General features: G+C 34.0%; 20 protein-coding genes and 1 pseudogene. 16 read left to right on the top strand and 5 right to left on the bottom strand.

Going from position 1 to position 18,780, the window contains the following annotated elements:
- The first annotated feature begins 18 nt into the window (after nucleotides 1–18).
- Nucleotides 19–879, top strand: a complete 861-nt coding sequence (locus MKY90_RS09630; protein WP_002141340.1) for a branched-chain amino acid ABC transporter permease — start codon at nucleotides 19–21, stop codon at nucleotides 877–879.
- Between the two features lie 49 nt (nucleotides 880–928).
- Nucleotides 929–1,882: a branched-chain amino acid ABC transporter permease gene (locus MKY90_RS09635; protein ID WP_341093231.1), complete on the top strand. Its 954-nt coding sequence runs from the start codon at nucleotides 929–931 to the stop codon at nucleotides 1,880–1,882.
- 164 nt (nucleotides 1,883–2,046) lie between these two features.
- On the opposite strand, the gene MKY90_RS09640 is transcribed toward MKY90_RS09635, so the two are convergent.
- The gene (locus tag MKY90_RS09640; protein ID WP_002031321.1) at nucleotides 2,047–2,835 is read right to left on the bottom strand and encodes a LysR family transcriptional regulator; all 789 of its coding nucleotides are present in this window, start codon (nucleotides 2,833–2,835) and stop codon (nucleotides 2,047–2,049) included.
- A gap of 120 nt (nucleotides 2,836–2,955) precedes the next feature.
- On the opposite strand from MKY90_RS09640, the gene MKY90_RS09645 reads away from it, so the two are divergent.
- The 12 genes from MKY90_RS09645 (at nucleotide 2,956) to MKY90_RS09700 (ending at nucleotide 14,473) form a co-directional block, all read left to right on the top strand.
- Nucleotides 2,956–3,522 carry a DUF4865 family protein gene (locus tag MKY90_RS09645; protein WP_078184728.1) on the top strand — a complete coding sequence of 189 codons (567 nt, stop codon included), beginning with the start codon at nucleotides 2,956–2,958 and terminating at the stop codon, nucleotides 3,520–3,522.
- Nucleotides 3,523–3,546: 24 nt separating this feature from the next.
- The gene (locus MKY90_RS09650) at nucleotides 3,547–3,957 is read left to right on the top strand and encodes a tautomerase family protein (RefSeq protein ID WP_215598848.1); all 411 of its coding nucleotides are present in this window, start codon (nucleotides 3,547–3,549) and stop codon (nucleotides 3,955–3,957) included.
- Nucleotides 3,954–4,277 (top strand): carboxymuconolactone decarboxylase family protein, encoded by a 324-nt coding sequence (locus MKY90_RS09655; RefSeq protein ID WP_234803725.1) that lies wholly within the window; start codon nucleotides 3,954–3,956, stop codon nucleotides 4,275–4,277. Before MKY90_RS09650 ends, MKY90_RS09655 begins: the two co-directional genes overlap by 4 nt.
- 101 nt (nucleotides 4,278–4,378) lie before the next feature.
- Complete coding sequence (locus MKY90_RS09660; RefSeq protein ID WP_002012331.1) at nucleotides 4,379–4,822, top strand: MarR family winged helix-turn-helix transcriptional regulator; 444 nt, start codon at nucleotides 4,379–4,381, stop codon at nucleotides 4,820–4,822.
- A 52-nt stretch (nucleotides 4,823–4,874) separates the two neighbouring features.
- Entirely contained in the window at nucleotides 4,875–5,816 is a 942-nt protein-coding gene (locus tag MKY90_RS09665) for a ring-cleaving dioxygenase (protein WP_002126899.1), read from the top strand.
- Between the two features lie 16 nt (nucleotides 5,817–5,832).
- On the top strand, nucleotides 5,833–6,888 hold the full coding sequence (locus MKY90_RS09670; protein WP_002126901.1) for an LLM class flavin-dependent oxidoreductase: 1,056 nt from the start codon (nucleotides 5,833–5,835) through the stop codon (nucleotides 6,886–6,888).
- Between the two features lie 625 nt (nucleotides 6,889–7,513).
- Nucleotides 7,514–8,917, top strand: coding sequence for a cytochrome ubiquinol oxidase subunit I (gene cydA, locus MKY90_RS09675; RefSeq protein WP_002012335.1), 1,404 nt, complete (start codon nucleotides 7,514–7,516; stop codon nucleotides 8,915–8,917).
- Nucleotides 8,904–9,920 carry a cytochrome d ubiquinol oxidase subunit II gene (cydB, locus tag MKY90_RS09680; RefSeq protein ID WP_098168065.1) on the top strand — a complete coding sequence of 339 codons (1,017 nt, stop codon included), beginning with the start codon at nucleotides 8,904–8,906 and terminating at the stop codon, nucleotides 9,918–9,920. Before cydA ends, cydB begins: the two co-directional genes overlap by 14 nt.
- Complete coding sequence (gene cydD / locus MKY90_RS09685) at nucleotides 9,920–11,641, top strand: thiol reductant ABC exporter subunit CydD (protein ID WP_098168064.1); 1,722 nt, start codon at nucleotides 9,920–9,922, stop codon at nucleotides 11,639–11,641. The genes cydB and cydD overlap by 1 nt, the downstream gene beginning before the upstream one ends.
- Entirely contained in the window at nucleotides 11,638–13,362 is a 1,725-nt protein-coding gene (cydC, locus tag MKY90_RS09690; RefSeq protein WP_341091200.1) for a thiol reductant ABC exporter subunit CydC, read from the top strand. The genes cydD and cydC overlap by 4 nt, the downstream gene beginning before the upstream one ends.
- Before the next feature lie 195 nt (nucleotides 13,363–13,557).
- Nucleotides 13,558–13,779, top strand: a complete 222-nt coding sequence (locus tag MKY90_RS09695) for a hypothetical protein (protein WP_002031341.1) — start codon at nucleotides 13,558–13,560, stop codon at nucleotides 13,777–13,779.
- A gap of 244 nt (nucleotides 13,780–14,023) precedes the next feature.
- Nucleotides 14,024–14,473 carry a DUF6376 family protein gene (locus MKY90_RS09700; RefSeq protein ID WP_098168062.1) on the top strand — a complete coding sequence of 150 codons (450 nt, stop codon included), beginning with the start codon at nucleotides 14,024–14,026 and terminating at the stop codon, nucleotides 14,471–14,473.
- A 35-nt stretch (nucleotides 14,474–14,508) separates the two neighbouring features.
- Here MKY90_RS09700 and MKY90_RS09705 read toward each other — a convergent pair whose 3' ends face one another.
- The 3 genes from MKY90_RS09705 to MKY90_RS09715 form a co-directional block, all read right to left on the bottom strand.
- Nucleotides 14,509–14,847 carry an EamA family transporter gene (locus MKY90_RS09705; protein ID WP_002165951.1) on the bottom strand — a complete coding sequence of 113 codons (339 nt, stop codon included), beginning with the start codon at nucleotides 14,845–14,847 and terminating at the stop codon, nucleotides 14,509–14,511.
- Complete coding sequence (locus tag MKY90_RS09710; RefSeq protein ID WP_002086172.1) at nucleotides 14,840–15,181, bottom strand: EamA family transporter; 342 nt, start codon at nucleotides 15,179–15,181, stop codon at nucleotides 14,840–14,842. The genes MKY90_RS09705 and MKY90_RS09710 overlap by 8 nt, the downstream gene beginning before the upstream one ends.
- Nucleotides 15,182–15,383: 202 nt before the next feature.
- Nucleotides 15,384–16,385, bottom strand: a complete 1,002-nt coding sequence (locus tag MKY90_RS09715; protein WP_341091202.1) for a S66 family peptidase — start codon at nucleotides 16,383–16,385, stop codon at nucleotides 15,384–15,386.
- Nucleotides 16,386–16,604: 219 nt separating this feature from the next.
- Between MKY90_RS09715 and MKY90_RS09720 the strand changes: the two genes are divergently transcribed.
- The gene (locus MKY90_RS09720; RefSeq protein ID WP_002031349.1) at nucleotides 16,605–17,558 is read left to right on the top strand and encodes a D-alanyl-D-alanine carboxypeptidase family protein; all 954 of its coding nucleotides are present in this window, start codon (nucleotides 16,605–16,607) and stop codon (nucleotides 17,556–17,558) included.
- Nucleotides 17,559–17,806: 248 nt separating this feature from the next.
- Nucleotides 17,807–18,406 (top strand): nitroreductase family protein, encoded by a 600-nt coding sequence (locus MKY90_RS09725; RefSeq protein ID WP_002141347.1) that lies wholly within the window; start codon nucleotides 17,807–17,809, stop codon nucleotides 18,404–18,406.
- Nucleotides 18,407–18,449: 43 nt separating this feature from the next.
- Here the strand turns inward: MKY90_RS09725 and MKY90_RS09730 are convergent.
- Nucleotides 18,450–18,619, bottom strand: a pseudogene (locus MKY90_RS09730) (DNA mismatch repair protein MutT).
- Nucleotides 18,620–18,780: the final 161 nt, after the last annotated feature.

Raw genomic sequence — 18,780 nt, forward strand, 5'->3', positions numbered from 1 at the left:
GATACGGGGGGATAGAACGTGGATGTGCTAATTAACTTATTTGTAAATGGCGTTTCGACAGGGATGCTTATTTTTTTATTAGCGTCTGGTCTATCACTTATTTTCGGTTTAATGAGCGTACTAAATTTTGCGCATGGCGGTTTATTTGCATGGGGAGCATTTACAGGCGTTTGGTTATTTAATATGACAGATAGTTATTTATTAGCGCTAATTGGGGCAGTCGCTATGGGTATGTTTCTCGGTTTCATTTTAGAAAGATTTCTTATTAGACCAGTGTATGGAAACCATGTGCGGCAGCTTCTCGTGACACTCGGAGGAATGCTCGTTCTTAGCGAGTGCATCAAAATATTTTGGGGTCCTAATCCAATTGCTGCAAAATTACCGTTATGGCTTCAAGGAAGTTTTACATTTGGAGGAGTTATCTTAATAAAATATCGCCTATTCGTTATTTTAGTTGGGATACTAATTTACATCGCTTTACTATTGCTGCTGAAAAAAACAAAGATAGGACTTATGATTCGCGCTGGTGTAATGGATAAAGAGATGGTTCAAGCTCTCGGAATTAACGTAAAAGCGATATTCTCGTTTGTTTTTTTATTAGGAGCAGGGATGGCGGCGTTAGGTGGTTTTCTACTAGCACCATATTCAGGAGTTATTTTTGCTGAGATGGGTATGCAGTACGCAATTTTAGCTTTTATAGTAGTTATTATTGGCGGATTAGGTAGCGTACAAGGTTCAGCGCTAGCATCTTTAATTGTCGGATTAGCCGGTGCTTTTACAGCGTATTTTTTGCCAGATTTATCTCTTGCAATCAATATGTTAATGTTACTATTTTTCTTAATAGTGAAGCCAACGGGACTTGTTGGTGAAAAGGGGTGAAATGGTGAACAGCACATCAAATCGAATTAAAGTATACTTCGGAGTATTTATGCTCATTTGTTTAAGTGTATTTCCATTCGTAAATGATTCACGGAGCTTGTTAATTTTGTTCACTCAAATCTTCATCTTTGCTATTTTTGCAATGAGTTTTGATGTATTACTTGGATATACAGGAATTGTATCATTCGGCCATTGTATGTTCTTTGGAATAGGAGCATATGGGGTAGCACTTTTATTTGATCGGCAAGGAGTATCTATAATGAACTTCTTCATAGGAGTAGCAGCCGCAATTATTGTAGCAGCCATCGTTAGTTATATAATTGGTATGCTTTCATTACGTTTGAAAAGTCATTTTTATGCAATGTTAACGCTCGCTATTTCACAGTTGTTTTTTGTACTTGCTGAAAAATGGCGTTCACTGACTCACGGAGGGGATGGATTTACCTTTGGTGTACCAGATATATTTCGTGATCGTTTTACATTTTATTATGTAACACTTATATGTTTAATCAGTATTTTCATTTTGTTACGCCTTTTCACAAAATCTTCAATTGGGAAAGTATTAAAGGCAATTTCACAAAATGAACAACGAGTTGAAGCACTTGGCTATAAAGTTCTTCATTATAAAATTATTGCTAGTGTTGTTGCAGGAGTAGTTGCAGCGATTAGCGGTGGTTTATTTGTTATCACTTTACGCTTTGTTAATACAACTGTATTTTCAATTGAAATGACGTTAAATGCATTATTGATGACAATGATTGGTGGCGTTGGAACGTTAACCGGAGCAATCGCTGGAGCTGGGATTATTGAATCATTGAAATATTATTTATCCGAATTAGCGACGGAATATCCGATTTTTGAACGATGGACGATCATTCTTGGTTTATTATACATTATCGTGCTACTAGTTTTTCCGAAAGGGTTAGTTGGAACAGTTAAGAAGTTGAAGAATTTTAAAAGAAGTAAGAAGGAGAAGAGTACAGGGGTGGAGCAGAACGTGTGAAATAAGTCTTCAAGATGGAAAGGGATGTCCTAGTAGTTAAACATATTAACTAGGTAACATCCCTTTTTATTTTATTAGGCCGTACGATAGTATATGAAGTTATATTAGCGATTCGACATGGGATATCTATTTACCCGTAAAATACGACAAGTGTAGCCTCTTTATTAATTAAATAGTTCACCTGGAATCACTTTATCTAAGTCTCGAGTTGTAAAGAAGTTAATAGGTAGTTTTTCAACCGCGACATTTTCAACTGGAACTAATTTATCATTTCTAATCGGTAAAAAAGCTATCCCATTTCCCTCAACAATAAACTCTTCAATAAGCGAATAAGAATCTAACTGTTGAAGTTGATGCTGAGATAGATTGTTTTCTTTTAGAAATTGTATTGTCATATTTCTAAAAGGGCACTTTTTATCGTTACTAACAAAGAAAAGTTCTTTTGAAAAGTCAATGTTACACTGTTCTTTCGCTTTTAATAAGCCTACAGAAATTGAAGTGGTGAATACTTTTTTAAACGCTGCGTCGGGATAATCCTCATAGGTTATGACCATATCAACTTTTTGTTGCTGTAGTAGTTTTTGTAAATGGCTACTACTTTCTATATATATTTGATAATTCCTGAAATTTTCTTTAATACGCATACTTAAATAATTAGTCAAAATAGATTGTGACGTCGCTATTACATAAGAAGATGCACTTGTTTTAATTTCATCTTTGGCTTCTTCTAAAAGAGCTAATATTTTATTCGTGTAGTCTAATAAAATGTCACCAGAAGGTAACAGGGAGACACCTTTGTTATCTCTATGTAGTAAAGGCGTTTCTAATTCTTGTTCTAATTTTTTGATTCGCTCAGTTACATTTGGTTGTACATAGCCTAGCTCTTTAGCGGCTTTACTAATAGATCCTTCGTTAGCTACAGTTTTAAATATGATAAGATCATTTATTTCCATTCATTTCAGCCCCTTATACGGTATCATTATAAATGATATCAAACATAATTTATACCTATTTTACGTCAGCCGATCATCGGTTTATCATTATATATATAAGATCGAAAGTGAGTGATAAACATGATTGGTATGCAATATAAGGTCATTTTGCCAAAAGATTATGATATGGGGACTATTAGAGAAAGGGTGAAAAAGAATGGTTATAAAACGGATGGTTTTCAAGGGTTGAATTTTAAGGCTTATTTAATTGCTGAGGCAGGTAAGGATGGGGGTTTCCATAATTGTTATGCACCTTTATATATTTGGAATGGTCATGAAGGGATGAATAAATTTATCTTTGAAGGGTATTACGATAATATTTTGCAATCGTTTGGGTGGCAACAAATAAATATAGGTGTTCCATTAGTTGTTAATTTAAGTAATGATTTTAGAAAAAGTAGATATGCTGTTGAATATGCAGGGAATATTTCTCAAAGTAAATCGCTGATTGGGACGCAATTAAATAAAGTAAATGAAAATGTGCAAAACATAGAAAAATGTTTAGGGAATGTAATAGTTTATAATCCGGATAAGTGGGGATATAGTCAATTCAGTTTTTATAAGGAAAAGCCTGAAATAGATGTAATGGGCGATGTTACTATTTATGAGATTTTACATATTTCACGAGGATATGTTGTTGAATGCTAAATTAAGAAAAAGGAATGAAAATCTATGCCTTTTGTGAACGTTTATTATCATGAAGATATATTAAATAAAGAAGAGTTGAAAAAGATAGGTGAATGTATCCATCTTGCATTAATTGAACATTTTAACATCCCTGAAAATGATTATTTTCAAATATTTTTACCTTATCAACAAAATCAATTTTTGTATAATCCATATTATTTGTTGGAAAGAGGAGAACTGAGAACTGAGAATATGATTCATGTTTCTATTACATGTGGACCTGGAAGAACAGTGCAACAGAAAAAAGGTTTGTATCAATCTATATCCTTTGAAATTTCAGCATGTTCTAATGTGAAAGTTACTGACATTTTTATTACATTACATGAGACAGCTGCTGAAAACTGGTCATTTGGTCAAGGGATGGCACAATTGGTAAAAATGAAGGGAGCAAAATGATGAATGAACCAATTGAATTTTATATTCCAAAGAAAATGAGAGAAATAGCACCTGTATTTTCTCATTATAGTGAAGAGATATTATTTGAGGAAGTGTGGCGGGATGCCACTTTAACATTAAGAGAAAGAAGCTTATGTACATTGTCGGCACTAATCAGTCTTGGTAATACAGAACAATTATCATTTCATCTGAAGCTAGCTAAACAAAATGGGATAATGGAGAATGAATTAATTGCATTAATAACACATATGGCTTTTTATGTTGGTTGGCCAAAAGCTGTGTCAGCTTTAAATATAGCAATGAATGAAATGGAAAGTTAAGAATAATGATTTTGGGAGGTATTTTTAACATATTTCTACTTGCATTACTATCACTTGAGTGGTAAAGTGATAGTAAGATCAACGCTAGGAAGTGATAAAACATGCGTGAAAATACGATAGGATCGTTAATATGGCTACGTTTAATACGATTTACGAACCAAAGTAATCAAATGTCAAATGAGTTTTTAAAACGTTTTGATTTAACAACAGCCCAATTTGATGTGCTTTTGCAAATACGGACTTATCAGCCATTAACACAAATGGAGTTAGCAGAAAAGGTTACCGTTACACAAGGCGGTATTTCTCGAATGTTAACACGTCTTGAAAAAGAAGGATATATTATACGAAAACAAGATTGGAAAACGAAAACAATTAGTCTTACAGAGCAAGGGGAAGCGGCTTTAGAAAGAGCATTGCCAGAGCAACTTGCATTTCAATCATCATTTTTTGATGATGTATTAAATGAAGAAGAGCAGAAAATACTATACGAGTTGATGTCAAAAGTTCATAAGCATAGTGAAAAAAAAGAATTACCGAATGAGTAATTTTTTTTACTTAATCAATTGACTAATCAAGTGATAAAGAGGAGGAAGTTTTATGTATACAATTCCAGGACATCACCACATTTCTATGGTGACTAAAAATGCGAAAACAAATAATAATTTTTATCGAGATGTCTTAGGATTACGCCGGGTGAAAAAGACAGTCAATCAAGATAATCCATTTATGTATCATTTGTTTTATGGTGATTTGACAGGGAGTGCCGGAACTGAATTATCATTTTTTGAAATGCCGAATGTAGGTAGAACAATCCGTGGTACAAATGCAATAACACAAATAGGCTTGCTCGTACCTTCAATAGAAAGTCTTACATTTTGGAAGAGACGTTTTGAGTCACTCCAGGTAGCGCATGGGGAAATTACAACTTACGCTGGAAGAGACGCACTGCACTTTGAAGATCCAGATGGTCTACGGTTAGTGCTGTTAAATAATAAAGATGAAGAGGTGCCTGAATATTGGACTGCATGGGATGAATCTTCTGTAGAGCAGAATCATCGTATTTTAGGCATGGGAACAGTTGAAATGACAGTGCGCAGTTTAAATAAATTATCAAAAACATTAACAGGTTTGTTTAGTTATAAAGAAGTATCTCGTTCAGACGATGAGGGTATTTATCAATCTATCGATGGTCAATCTTTTGGAGAAATTTTGGTGAAACAGCAAGATGGAGAGAGTGAAAGACCAGGAAAAGGAAGTATTCATCATTTAGCTATTCGTGTGAAAAATGATGAAGAACTGAGTTATTGGAATGAAGCGGTGAAAGATAAAGGGTTCCAATCAACAGGGATTATCGATCGCTTTTATTTTAAAAGTTTATATTTCCGTGAGTCAAATGGCATTTTATTTGAGATTGCGACGGATGGACCAGGATTTACAGTAGATTCAACAGTTGAAGAATTAGGAAAAGAGCTGGATTTACCACCATTTTTAGAAGAGAGAAGAAAAGAGATTGAAGAGAAATTAATACCGCTTTATTAAAAGGGAGAGAGCAACTATGGAAAAATACCGTATTGATACAAGTAAGGGAATTGAATTTGGATTATATTCAATTGGAGATCATATTTTAAATCCGCATAATGGTTCGAAAATAAGTGCAGAAAAAAGAATTCATGAACTAATTGAAACAGCTAAGTTAGCAGATGAAGCTGGAATTGATGTGTTTGCTGTCGGTGAAAGTCATCAAGCGCATTTTACAACGCAAGCTCATACAGTTATTTTAGGAGCTATTGCACAAGCTACGAAAAACATTAAAATCGCGAGTTCTGCAACAGTATTAAGCACGTCAGATCCGGTTCGTGTATATGAGGATTTTGCCACAATTGATTTAATTTCTAATGGTCGTGCTGAAATCGTTGCTGGTCGCGGCTCTCGTATTGGGGGATATAGTTTACTTGGTTACGATGTAAATTATTATGAAGAACTATTTGAAGAGAAGATGGATCTTTTATTAAAAATAAATAAAGAAGAAAGTGTAACATGGAAAGGGCAGTTTAGAACACCACTTGAACATGCGGCAATTATACCGAGAGCTAAAAATAACAATATGCCAATTTGGCGTGCTGTTGGAGGACCGCCTGCTAGTGCAATTAAGGCAGGACGCGCAGGTGTACCAATGATGCTTACGACACTTGGTGGCCCAGCTGTTAATTTTAAAGTTTCGGTTGATGCATATCGTGAAGCAGCTGAGCAAAGTGGTTTTGATCCAGCAACATTACCAATTGCGACAACAAGTTTATTTTATACAGCAGAAAATTCACAAGATGCACTTAGTGAATATTATCCTCATATTAATGCTGGTATGCTTGCGCTACGCGGTGGTGGGTATCCAAAACAACAATTTACTAACGCAGTAGATCACCGTGATGCGTTAATGATTGGTAGCCCGCAACAAATTATTGAAAAAATGCTTTATCAATATGAATTATTTGGACAGCAACGTTTTATGGCACAGATTGATTTTGGCGGTGTACCATTTGATAAGATTGAGAAAAACATTGAATTAATTGCTACCGAAATTATGCCGGCTGTTAGAAAATATACAACGAAATAATGATTAAAGTACCGGGAATATAATTTATTCTCGGTACTTTTTTATTTAGTCTGTTTGAAAAATGACAAAAAAACGAATTTTATGTCTAGAGAAAGGGGAGTTTTTTTCTATTTGTGAATAACAATATTGTTGATTTGAATTTTGGAAATACATTTTTCTCTTGACAAAAAACTAGCATATTTCTAGGTTTGATTCGAGGACATTTTTCAAGGGGAAAGTCAAGCGTATGAAGAGAAAAACATAATAACAATTGATATAAGAGTGTGTTGTGTGTTTGAAAAGTACGTTTTTAAAATGTGAGAAATCAAATTCAAAAAAATTACAAAAGACATATTTCAGACAAAATCCTGTCAATAATACGTCAAAAATCACCTGAATTTATTATGTAAGTATATTATACAATTCGATTAACGAATAAAACACTACTGAAATAGTGAAAAGGTAAATCGTATGAAGAAAGTTCTTTTGTAATTATCTAAAAAACTGACAATCTATATTTTCAGAAAGTACATAAACGAATTTATCTTTTTGTATTTCCACATGATTGAATTGTTCGTTATGAAGTGAATTCATACAATTCAATCGATATTACGATATAAAAAAATATGAAGGAAGTGACTTTAGCATGGAAACGCTCGAATTGGCACGAATACAATTTGCATCAACAACGATTTTTCATTACTTTTTCGTTCCGCTGTCTATAGGTTTAGCTTTTATCATTGCGTTAATGCAAACGTTGTATGTGGTAAAGGGACAAGAAATTTATAAGAAGATGACAAAGTTTTGGACACAAATATTCCTTGTTAACTTCGCAGTAGGTGTAGTAACAGGTATTTTACAAGAATTTCAGTTTGGTATGAACTGGTCAACGTATTCACGTTTTGTTGGTGATGTTTTCGGACCATCACTTGCAATTGAAGGTTTATTAGCATTTTTCATTGAGTCTACATTCCTAGGTTTATGGGTATTCGGTGAGGATAAACTTCCGAAGCGAGTTCACCTTTTATGTATTTGGCTCCTCTCAATAGGAACAATGTTATCAGCATTTTGGATTTTAACTGCAAGTGCATTTATGCATGCCCCAGTAGGATATGAAATGGCAGCAGATGGACGTGCGCAAATGAATGATTTTTGGGCGATTATTCAAAATCCACAATTATGGGTGCAATTCCCGCATACAATTACAGCGGCAATTGCAACTGGTGCATTCTTTATTGCAGGTGTAAGTGCATGGAAAATATCAAAAGGTCAAGAAACTGCGGTGTTTAAAAAATCGTTTCGAGTTTCTATCGTTGTTGGAACAATTACAACTGCATTGGTATTATTTTTCGGTCATGCACAAGCACAAAATTTAATTAAAACACATCCGATGAAAATGGCAGCAGCTGAAGCATTATGGAATACGAGTGAGGATCCAGCGCCATTTACAGTATTTGCAAAAATTGATACAGAGAAGAAAGAAAATTCGTTTGAAATTCAAATCCCTTATATGCTAAGTCTATTGTCATACGATAAATTTAGCGGTCAAGTTGAAGGGATGAACCAAATTCAAAAACAATATGAAGAAAAATATGGACCTGGAGATTATATTCCGCCAGTACATACTATGTTCTGGAGTTTTAGAGCGATGGTAATGAGTGGAACATTCATGCTTCTTTTAGGAATGTACGGCTGGTTCTTATCAAGAAAAGATCGCTTAACTGAAAACCCTTGGTATTTAAAAATAATGGTATATGCAATTGCACTACCGTTTATCGGTAATACAGTAGGATGGATCATGACTGAAATGGGACGTCAGCCTTGGGTTGTCTTCGGTGTTATGAAAACAGAAGATGCTGTATCTCCAAACGTTTCATTTGGAGAAGTATTATTCTCTCTTGTTTCATTCACATCACTATATTTAATTGTTGGAGGAATTACTGTTTACTTATTCGTTCGTATCATTAAAGGACATGCGAATAAGAAAACGAAAAAGGATTATCAAAGCCATGATCCATTTGATAAGGAGGAAGAGTATGTTATCTCTTAATGAGTTGTGGTTTCTAATTATCTCAACCTTATTCGTTGGCTTCTTTGTACTTGAAGGTTTCGATTTTGGTGTAGGAATTGTTTCAAGGTTTTTAGGGAAAAACGATTTGGAAAAACGTATATATTTAAATACAATTGGGCCGTTTTGGCACGCAAATGAAGTATGGCTTGTTTGTGCTGGTGGCGCTATGTTTGCGGCATTCCCGCACTGGTATGCAACTTTATTTAGTGGGTTTTATATTCCATTTGTGTTTATGCTTCTTGCATTAATTATAAGAGGTGTTTCCTTTAAATTCCGTGCGAAAATAGAAAATCATAAATGGAAGAGTTTCTGGGATTGGGGCATGTTTATTGGAAGTTTGCTACCTCCTATACTTTGGGGAGTTGCAATCGCAAACTTTATGACAGGTGTACCAATTGATGGAAGTAAAAATATGGTAGGCGGATTTATGAAATTACTTCACCCATTTGCGTTACTTGGGGGAGTTATGTTTCTTCTTCTATGTATTGTTCATGGTTTGCAATTCCTTACTATACGTACAACAGGAAAATTACGAGAACGCGCACGTATTGCCGCGACAAAGATTGCACCTTTTGCATTAATAACACTTCTTGTTTTTGCAGCTGTAGGGTTATGGAAAACAGATATTTTCACCGCACAAGGTTCAGAGTGGCTAATGGTTCCAATTGGAGCTTTTGTAGCGCTATTTGTTTCTACTTTATTAAATAAAAGAAGAAGAGATGGTTGGGCTTTCTTTATGACGAGTTTAACAATCATTTTGTTAAGTGCAAGTGTGTTCATCGGTATGTTCCCGCGTGTCATGATTAGCTCATTAGGAGCGGTAAATGATTTGACAATTTATAATGCGGCATCAGGACCTTATGCATTAAAACTGATGAGCTATTTTTCTCTTGCTATTTTACCGTTTGTTATCGGTAGTCAAATATGGAGTTTCTATGTATTTAGACAACCTGTTAAGTCAGACAAAGATTTGGAGTACTAATGAAAAGAAAAAGAGGACTTCCGTCGTATCCTGGTAGCCGAGTTTTATATGTAACTTTAAGTCTTATTAGCATTTTAGAGGCGTGTAGTATCATTGCGCAGACAGTATTTTTAGCACGAGCAATCACATTTTTATTTCATGGAGAAACAGTGCAAGCTGTGCTAAATGAAACTGTTTATTTTGGGATCACGTTTGCAGCACGCCAAATGTTAGTGCGAACATCGCAAATATTGGTTGAGCGTTTCGCTGAAAAAACAGGATTTGCATTACGTAAACAGTTAATAGAAGCATATTTTACGTTAGGGCCGAGATTTGTCCAAACAAATGGGACTGGTCATCTGGTTACTTTATCGATAGAAGGTATTGAGAAATTTAAAACATATATTGAATTAACAATTCCTAAAATGATTAGAAGTAGTATCGTACCGGGGCTAATTGTTCTATATGTTTTAACACTGGACATTAAGTCTGGAATTATTTTAGTTGTGACGATTCCAATTGTGATCATATTTATGATTCTTCTAGGATTAGCAGCGCAGAAAATGGCGGATAGCCAATATGAGACATATCGTGTACTTTCTAATCATTTTGTAGATACGTTAAAAGGATTAGAAACATTAAAGTATTTAGGGAAAAGTAAACAGCACGAAGGAAAGATTGAAAAAGTAAGTAAACGATATAGAAAAGCAACGATGCGTACTTTGCGAGTTGCTTTTCTTTCTTCTTTTGCATTAGATTTCTTTACGAGTTTATCAATTGCATTTGTAGCAGTTGGATTAGGGATACGGTTAATAGATGGGACAATTATACTGTTACCAGCTCTTACGATTTTAATTTTAGCGCCGGAATATTTTCTGCCGATTAAGCAAGTTGGAGCGAATTATCATGCTACATTAGATGGACAACTTGCAATGGAGCAAATAGAAGAAATTTTACAGAAACAAAAAGAAATAGAAAAGAAAGATTCAAATGTAGATATAGTATGGAATTCTTCTAGTAGTTTGAAATTACAAGATGCAAAAGTAAATAATGATGAATCTGAAAAGGCTATATTAGAGGGAATTGATTTTACTTGGCAAGGTAACGGTGCTATAGGCATTATTGGTGAAAGTGGGGCAGGGAAATCAACGCTAATCGATGTGTTAGCAGGATTTCTACCGCCTTCCGGTGGGAAGATGTTAGTAAATGGTGTGGAAATTGGTGAATCTACTCGAGAAGATTGGCAAAAAAATATTGCTTATATTCCGCAGCAACCTTATATTTTTCCGCTTTCATTAAAAGATAATATTTGTTTCTATGAAACGAATACAATTGATGAAGAAGTTGAGAGAGTTATTAATGAAGTTGGTCTTCGTTCGCTCGTTGCATCATTACCACATGGGATGTACGAAAGAATTGGAGAAGGTGGACGTATGCTTAGTGGCGGACAAGAACAACGTGTCGCTATGGCACGTGCACTTTTAAGTAAAAAGCCAATCATTTTATTAGATGAACCTACAGCACATCTTGATATTGAAACTGAATTTGAAATAAAGCAATCAATGTTACGTCTGTTTGAAGGTAAGTTAGTATTTCTTGCAACGCATCGTCTGCATTGGATGAAGCAAATGGATCATATTCTTATTTTAAATAAAGGGGAAATTAAAGAAAGTGGAACATATGAAGAACTTTTAAAGAATGAGACATTACATTTTCATAGGGAAGAGAGGGGAGAGCGATGAGTAATTGGATTAAACCTTATATACAGCAAAATAAAGGTAGAATGACGTTGACTATTTTCCTCGGGCTTCTTGGAGTTAGTTCAGGTGCGATGCTACTTTTCATTTCAGGTTATTTAATTTCTAAATCTGCTCTCAGACCAGAAAATGTAATGGCTGTATATGTTCCTATAGTTGCAACGCGTGCGTTTAGTATAGGGCAAGCTGTCTTTCATTATTTAGAGCGTTTAGTAGGGCATGACGTCGTTCTACGAATTTTAGAAAAAATGAGAACAAAACTATATAGAATTGTAGAACCACAGGCGTTATTTTTACGCTCTCGATTTCAAACTGGTGATGTACTAGGTGTATTGTCTGATGATATAGAACATTTACAGAATCTATATTTACGTACAATATTCCCTAGTATATTAGCGTTAGTTGTATATAGCATTTTCGTAATTGTTATCGGTGCATTTGACTTAGTATTTGCACTTATCGCAGCTTGTATGTTAGCTGTTATTGTTTTTCTTCTCCCATTCGTATCAATACTTTTGATGAAACGACATCATGTTGCTTTGAAGCGAGGAAGAAATCGTTTGTATCAACAATTGACAGATGCTGTATTTGGGTTATCTGATTGGCAGGCGAGTGGTAGAAAAGATGAATTTATTAATGAGTATGTAGAGCAAAATGTCCAGCTGTTAAAGACAGAAAAGAGAGTGAAACGCTGGTACCATATTCGAGACAGTATCATTCATTTAATAGTCGGCATTGTAGTTATTTCAATGATTATGTGGACTGGAAATCAAGCAGCAAGTGAACAGATTGCACCTACAGTTATTGCAGCGTTCGTATTAATGACATTATCTGTGACAAATGCGCTTATCCCTATATCAGATGCTATTGATCGGATTCCATCTTATGTAGAATCTGCTCATAGGCTTAAAAGCGTAGAAAGTGATAGCATTTTGCAAGATGGAAATGAGTTACCTGGAGATAAAGATTACGTTGCACAAAAACATATAGATATTGAACTGAGTAATGTGTCGTATAATTATCCGGATAGTAATGAACCTGTATTAAAAGATGTATCATTGCAAATAAAGGCAGGAAAGAAAATTGCTATTTTAGGTAGAAGTGGAACAGGAAAATCTACTTTACTAAAACTGTTAACTGGGGCGCTACGTCCGGTGAGTGGGCAAGTTATATTGAATGGTGAACAAGCTCGTACGGGTTTTTTGTCAAAATATATTTCTGTATTAAACCAAAAACCACATTTATTCGATACGACAATTGGAAATAATGTGCGGATCGGTAAACCAGAGGCTAATGATGAAGAGATATGGAGAGCTTTAGAGAAAGCACAGCTAGCACCGCACATTGCTTCTCTTCCTGATGGATTACAAACAAAAATGCATGAAATGGGAAAGAGGTTTTCTGGCGGAGAAAGGCAAAGGGTAGCATTTGCAAGAACTCTTATGCAAGAAGCATCGATTATTGTGCTTGATGAACCAACTATCGGTTTAGACCCTAAAACGGAATTAGCCTTAATAGAAACAATGTTTTCTGCAACAGAAGAAAAGACTGTTATTTGGATTACACATCATCTTGTAGGAATTGAACATGTAGATGAAATTATTTTCCTTGATAGTGGCCAAATCGCTATGCAAGGTAGTCACGAACAGCTACTGAAAGAAAATGAGAAATATCGTAGGTTATATGAGCTTGATAAAGGTATATAAGAATGAGATGCAAAAAAACACAAATTCTTGGTAGTTCAAGGTTCGTGTTTTTTTGTATTTGTGGTGAAATCATATAAGCCGTATAAGCTATTTGATCATGAAATGGTTATATATTGTTAGAAAGGGTGTTTAAAACCTATCCTTTCAAGGCAATACTTGAGCCATAGTGAATGGATTGTTGGAAGGCGTGATTATATGTTTGAAGAGGATGGCATTGTTTTAATTTTGGAGCCTGCTGATGAGCGGAATATGAGGAAATTTATTTTTACAGTACCGAAGTCAGTTTATGAAAAAAAAGAAATTTTATTACATTACGGAACACCTTTAGGTCAAGGATATACGGACATTATAGAAGATATTATTAGTGTACATATAGACATAGATATTATAACAGTAATAGGGCATGTGAGAGGATAAAGAGAAACTTTAATTAGTGAGAGTTATAAGTATCTGGAAAACAGACGTACTTAAAATAAGTATGTCTGTTTTTATATTTAAATGAAGATAGTTTCGAGGTACATGTTGAACAGGATAATAATGATTTTTCTAGAATGTATAAGAGGAAGATTAAAAAAATAAGATATGATGTGATAAAGTGTATAAGAAGAAAATAAAGTGTTTATAAATGAATAAAAGTATGGCAATTATTTAGGAGGTAAAAATGAAGTTTACAAAAACAATGTTACTTTCAATTGTAGTTTCAATTGGTTTGATGGGATGTTCGCTAGTAGAGGAAGGGAAGAACTCCATAGATTACGCTCAAAAAGCGACAGACTATGTAAATGAAATAAGTGTATTTGCAAATGAAGCGCCAGCATTAGCTGAAAAGGCTGTTAAGGATGGGGAAGCCCGGAAAGAACTAGAAACGAAACTTACTGAAATTAAACAAGATATACCAGCTTTTAATGAATTAACACCACCAGATGTAGCGAAGGATCTTCACCAGCAAATCGTCGGTTATAATGAAAAGTTAAATACATTAATTGATACATCTATAACAAAGATAGAGGAAGGAAAAATGAATGTAGAGCAGTTTAAAAACTCTGAGCTTATGCAGACGATAGAACAAGTTCGTGATTTGAAAGATAAGGTTCAAAATTTAGGGCAATAACAAAAAGATCCGTTTATCATAAACGGATCTTTTTGTTATTGTATACAATAGATGATTACACCAATGACAATAATAATGTTGCCAATGATTTTTCGTTTCGTGATTTTCTCCCCTAGGAAGTACCAACTGAAAATTAAAATGATGATATAACTTAATGATTCTAATGCGGATGCTTGCTTTAACGCCAAGCCCTTTAAGGCGATCACATTTAATCCGGCATTAATTACAAATAAAAAATAGCCGATGATAACATAAGGATTCACATATTCTTTTATTCTAGAATCGTATTGTTGTAAAGTAGCCTTTTTTAATAATATTTGTGAGTAATTGGCTAAAATTATCCCAAATATCAATAATAACATATAACTATTCATCTTTTGTCACCACCACAATTCCGACGATAATAATAGCTGCGCCAAGTATGTGATTCCACTGTATCGTATCTCCAAACAGGAATACTGACCAAAGCATTGACCATAGTATGATAATCCCACGGTGTGAATATGCTCTAGAAATTTCAAAGTTCTTAATGACTTGTTGCCATAGAATTGCATATCCGAATAAAAGTACAACAAGTCCGAAGTAAGCAATAAAAAATGAAATTGATGCAATAGGGAATTGAGATGCCCATTTCATGTAAACCATAATGATAGAATATATCAAGAAGGCCACATGTAAAAATACATAGTTTTTAATAGTTGGTTTCATATATTCACTCTCTTTTACTTTATATACACGTATGTAAACTCGATGTATATAATCAATAGCTTCTTATTATATATAAAAGGCATATTGAAATGATTTTTGTTTATTTCTTCACATTCCAAAATATATAGTATCATGTCTTCTAATGTAAAACAATAGAAGGCAATGCGTAGCTTTAGAGCTGAAAATAATAGAGCTAGTAGAGTTAGATTTTCCACTGTTCTATAATTTGTATCGTTTTATTTGTTGCATCCATCTCTACTTGAATACCTATTGGTAAAGTAATCATTGGATGAGTATGACAACAGTCAAAATCGGCTAGAAAAGGAAGTTTTTGATTTTGTAATACTTCTAATAATATTTCGTAAGGTTTTCTATTTGTACCACAATCATCAAATTGCTCATGTTTTCCAAGGATGATACCTGAAACTTTATCAAAAACGCCGTTAATTTTAAGTGATGAAAAACTTCTTTCGATAGTAGCTGCATCTTTTGAGCTATCTTCAATAAAGAGAATGTCACCATCTTGAATAAGTGGCATATAGGGGCTACCCCAAATACCTTGTATAGTGTTTAAATTCCCACCAATAATACGTCCAGTAGTTTTTCCGCCCATTACTGAAATCCAATTGTTCGGTCGAAGATCTTTTTCTTTCGTTTTTTCTTCCCAATTAATAAATTCATCTGACCAAAATAACGGCTGGTTTATGTTGTAAGGAAGGTGTTGATCAGTTAATAAAGTATCCGCAAAATATTTGTACGTGCAATCTACGAAAGGCTCAAATTCACCAAAAGAAGGAACAAGTGCTGGACCATAAAATGTAGGAATTCCTGTTTTTGCATAAATACCTAGTAATAATGCTGTTGTGTCTGAATAGCCAATCATTATTTTAGGATTCTTTTGAAAAGTCTTATAATCAATATAAGGTAATAATGAATTTGAATTCAGTCCCCCAATTGTCGACATGATACAAGAGACGTTAGGGTTTCTAATCAAGTCATTTAATTCCTCAGCACGCTCTTTAATGCTCCCGGAACGATAATAATCATATTGACCTGTTAGTGAACCTTCTAATATATGAAATCCTTTCTTTTGTAAGTATAATTTTGCGCGCTCAAATCTCTTTGGAGAAGTATAGGTTACTGGTGAAGAGGGAGAGTAGATGCCAATGGTATCGCCATATTTTAATGCTTTTGGAAGTATCATTTGTATAAATCCTTTCTATTGTATAGTGTTTTTGTGTTTAAATGTAATTGAATATTCTTATATTTCGTTGTTTTTAGTGTAACACATATGAAAAAGAGAACGAGGTTGAAATTATAATTGTTATAGATGAATAAATATGCTTTTTACCTTGACGATATAAAGTAATTGTTGTTATGGTTAAACATGAGTGTATAAAAGGTTTGTTAAAGGAGTTTTAGAATGAAGCGGTTAAAATGGGGAAGATTAACAATCCTGTTAGTAGTAATTCTGGGTATATGTTGGTTCTTTTTCCAAGGAGTTCAAAAGAGTGAAACAAATGTAGATACTCAGCCTTTACAAGTGGCAGAGCTACCTAAAACAGGGCTATCTGAAAAAGTAGTTCCACCAAAATATATACCACCAGAAATTGATGCAAAAGCAGCTATTATTATCGATGCGAGTAATGGAGAAGTTATTTATCAAAACAATGAAAATGAAGCTGTTGCCCCTGCTAGTATGTCAAAAATGATGACAGCATATCTCGTTTTAGAGAGTATACATAATGGGAAAGTCCACTGGGAAGATCCAGTGAAAATAAGTGCAAAGTCGGCACAAACAGAGGGTGCAAAAATCCCGATGCAAGCAAATGATACATTAACTGTTAAGGACTTATATCATGCGTTAATGATTGAATCGGCTAATAATTCGGCTGTCGCTTTAGCGGAACATGTAGCTAAGACAGAAAAAAACTTTGTTCAACTTATGAATGAAAAAGCAAAGCAGTTAGAAATGTCAGATAAAGCTAAATTCGCGAATGCTTCCGGATTGCAGGAGCCCGACGGAAGTGAAACGAAAATGACAGCAGCTGACGTATCGAAATTAGCGTACCATCTTATAAAAGATTACCCAGAGATATTAGAAGTGACTCACTTACGTCAAAGTCAGTTAGCATTTAATAATATTAATGTTACAAACACAAATGAGATGTTAAACAAAAATAATAAAGCTTTATATATAGAAGGAATAGACGGTTTAAAAACAGGGTTTACAGATAGCGCAGGGTATTGTTTTACAGGTACTGCAAAACAAGGCGATAATCGTGTTATTACAGTTGTTATGGGGACAAAAAGTAAAACAAAACGTTTTACAGAAACAAATAAATTAATGTCCTATGCATTTCAATTGCTTAATTAGGTGAAGAAAGAAGTAATTTAGATTGTTATAAAAATAAGACAGACAGTTTATTGAACCTTGATTTTGGTGACAATAAACTGTTTTTTTATTCTTTGACGTATAGGAAGTGAAAACTCAAGTGATATCATTTGAGTTTGTTTTTGTTTGTTGATATTATTAAGTTAAGAACTTATTAATAATAAGTTCGAGAGGCATTATATGCTTCGTACATATGATACTGCCTCAAATGAAAATTGGAGGGAATTGTAATGGCAAAAGATTTTTACTCAGCAATTGAAGACAGAAGATCTATTTACGCGATTAGTAAAGAGCAAGTAGTTTCTGATGAAAGAATTCAAGAAGTGATTTATCATGCTGTGAAACATACACCTTCGGCTTTTAATTCTCAAAGTGCAAGAGTTGTTGTATTACTAGGTGAACAACACGACAAATTATGGAATGTTACGAAAGAAACGTTACGAAAAATTGTGCCTGAAAATAATTTTGCACCTACTGAAGAGAAAATGAATGCATTTAAAAGTGGCTATGGAACAGTTTTGTATTTCGAAGATAGTAAAGTAGTAGAAAGTTTGCAAGAGAACTTTGCACTATATAAAGATAATTTTCCTACATGGTCTCAGCAATCTTCTGGAATGTTGCAATTTGCGATTTGGACAGCATTAGAGATTGAAGGTTTTGGTGCTACACTACAGCATTATAATCCGTTGATTGATGAGGAAGTAAAAAAAGAATGGGATGTACCTGAAAACTGGAAGTTAACTGCGCAAATGCCATTTGGTAAACCGGTAGTTTCGGCAGGAGATAAAGAATATCAGCCATTAGAAACTCGTGTGAAAATTTACAAATAAAATAAAAAATAAAAGGTGAACAGAGATATAATCTGTTCACCTTTTATAAGTAGTAAGGATTTTTTTGTAGGAATTTTTCATCTGATTTTTTAATTTGTTTTTACGTGTTTCAATAGTTGATACTTTTTGTAATGTTATAATTGAAACGAATTGAAAAAAAGCATAGTACAGTTCTATATTTTTATTTATAGGATCATCTATTATGTTTTTCATAAATATATCTCCTTTTTTTATCTCACTATTTGCGGGCAGTAAGGCTTCCATATCAAAATTCAATGATACGTATAGAATACCGACCTGTAAAAGTTCAATTGGTTTCAGTGTGGGGTGAATAAAATTTGTATGGATTAAAATCCTACTTTATATATGATAAT

Source organism: Bacillus sp. FSL P2-0099 (assembly GCF_038007445.1).
GTDB classification, from domain to species: Bacteria; Bacillota; Bacilli; order Bacillales; family Bacillaceae_G; genus Bacillus_A; species Bacillus_A mycoides.

Excerpts from the sequence above, each read along its gene's own strand:
- MKY90_RS09655 (WP_234803725.1), top strand. The coding sequence starts at position 3,954 with ATGATGAATGAACCAATTGAATTTTATATTCCAAAGAAAATGAGAGAA.
- MKY90_RS09715 (WP_341091202.1), bottom strand. The coding sequence starts at position 16,385 with ATGATACTTCCAAAAGCATTAAAATATGGCGATACCATTGGCATCTAC.
- MKY90_RS09645 (WP_078184728.1), top strand. The coding sequence starts at position 2,956 with ATGATTGGTATGCAATATAAGGTCATTTTGCCAAAAGATTATGATATG.
- MKY90_RS09700 (WP_098168062.1), top strand. The coding sequence starts at position 14,024 with ATGAAGTTTACAAAAACAATGTTACTTTCAATTGTAGTTTCAATTGGT.
- MKY90_RS09710 (WP_002086172.1), bottom strand. The coding sequence starts at position 15,181 with ATGAAACCAACTATTAAAAACTATGTATTTTTACATGTGGCCTTCTTG.
- MKY90_RS09695 (WP_002031341.1), top strand. The coding sequence starts at position 13,558 with ATGTTTGAAGAGGATGGCATTGTTTTAATTTTGGAGCCTGCTGATGAG.
- cydA (WP_002012335.1), top strand. The coding sequence starts at position 7,514 with ATGGAAACGCTCGAATTGGCACGAATACAATTTGCATCAACAACGATT.
- MKY90_RS09635 (WP_341093231.1), top strand. The coding sequence starts at position 929 with ATGCTCATTTGTTTAAGTGTATTTCCATTCGTAAATGATTCACGGAGC.
- MKY90_RS09725 (WP_002141347.1), top strand. The coding sequence starts at position 17,807 with ATGGCAAAAGATTTTTACTCAGCAATTGAAGACAGAAGATCTATTTAC.
- cydC (WP_341091200.1), top strand. The coding sequence starts at position 11,638 with ATGAGTAATTGGATTAAACCTTATATACAGCAAAATAAAGGTAGAATG.
- MKY90_RS09650 (WP_215598848.1), top strand. The coding sequence starts at position 3,547 with ATGCCTTTTGTGAACGTTTATTATCATGAAGATATATTAAATAAAGAA.
- MKY90_RS09670 (WP_002126901.1), top strand. The coding sequence starts at position 5,833 with ATGGAAAAATACCGTATTGATACAAGTAAGGGAATTGAATTTGGATTA.
- MKY90_RS09660 (WP_002012331.1), top strand. The coding sequence starts at position 4,379 with ATGCGTGAAAATACGATAGGATCGTTAATATGGCTACGTTTAATACGA.
- MKY90_RS09640 (WP_002031321.1), bottom strand. The coding sequence starts at position 2,835 with ATGGAAATAAATGATCTTATCATATTTAAAACTGTAGCTAACGAAGGA.
- cydB (WP_098168065.1), top strand. The coding sequence starts at position 8,904 with ATGTTATCTCTTAATGAGTTGTGGTTTCTAATTATCTCAACCTTATTC.
- MKY90_RS09705 (WP_002165951.1), bottom strand. The coding sequence starts at position 14,847 with ATGAATAGTTATATGTTATTATTGATATTTGGGATAATTTTAGCCAAT.
- cydD (WP_098168064.1), top strand. The coding sequence starts at position 9,920 with ATGAAAAGAAAAAGAGGACTTCCGTCGTATCCTGGTAGCCGAGTTTTA.
- MKY90_RS09665 (WP_002126899.1), top strand. The coding sequence starts at position 4,875 with ATGTATACAATTCCAGGACATCACCACATTTCTATGGTGACTAAAAAT.
- MKY90_RS09720 (WP_002031349.1), top strand. The coding sequence starts at position 16,605 with ATGAAGCGGTTAAAATGGGGAAGATTAACAATCCTGTTAGTAGTAATT.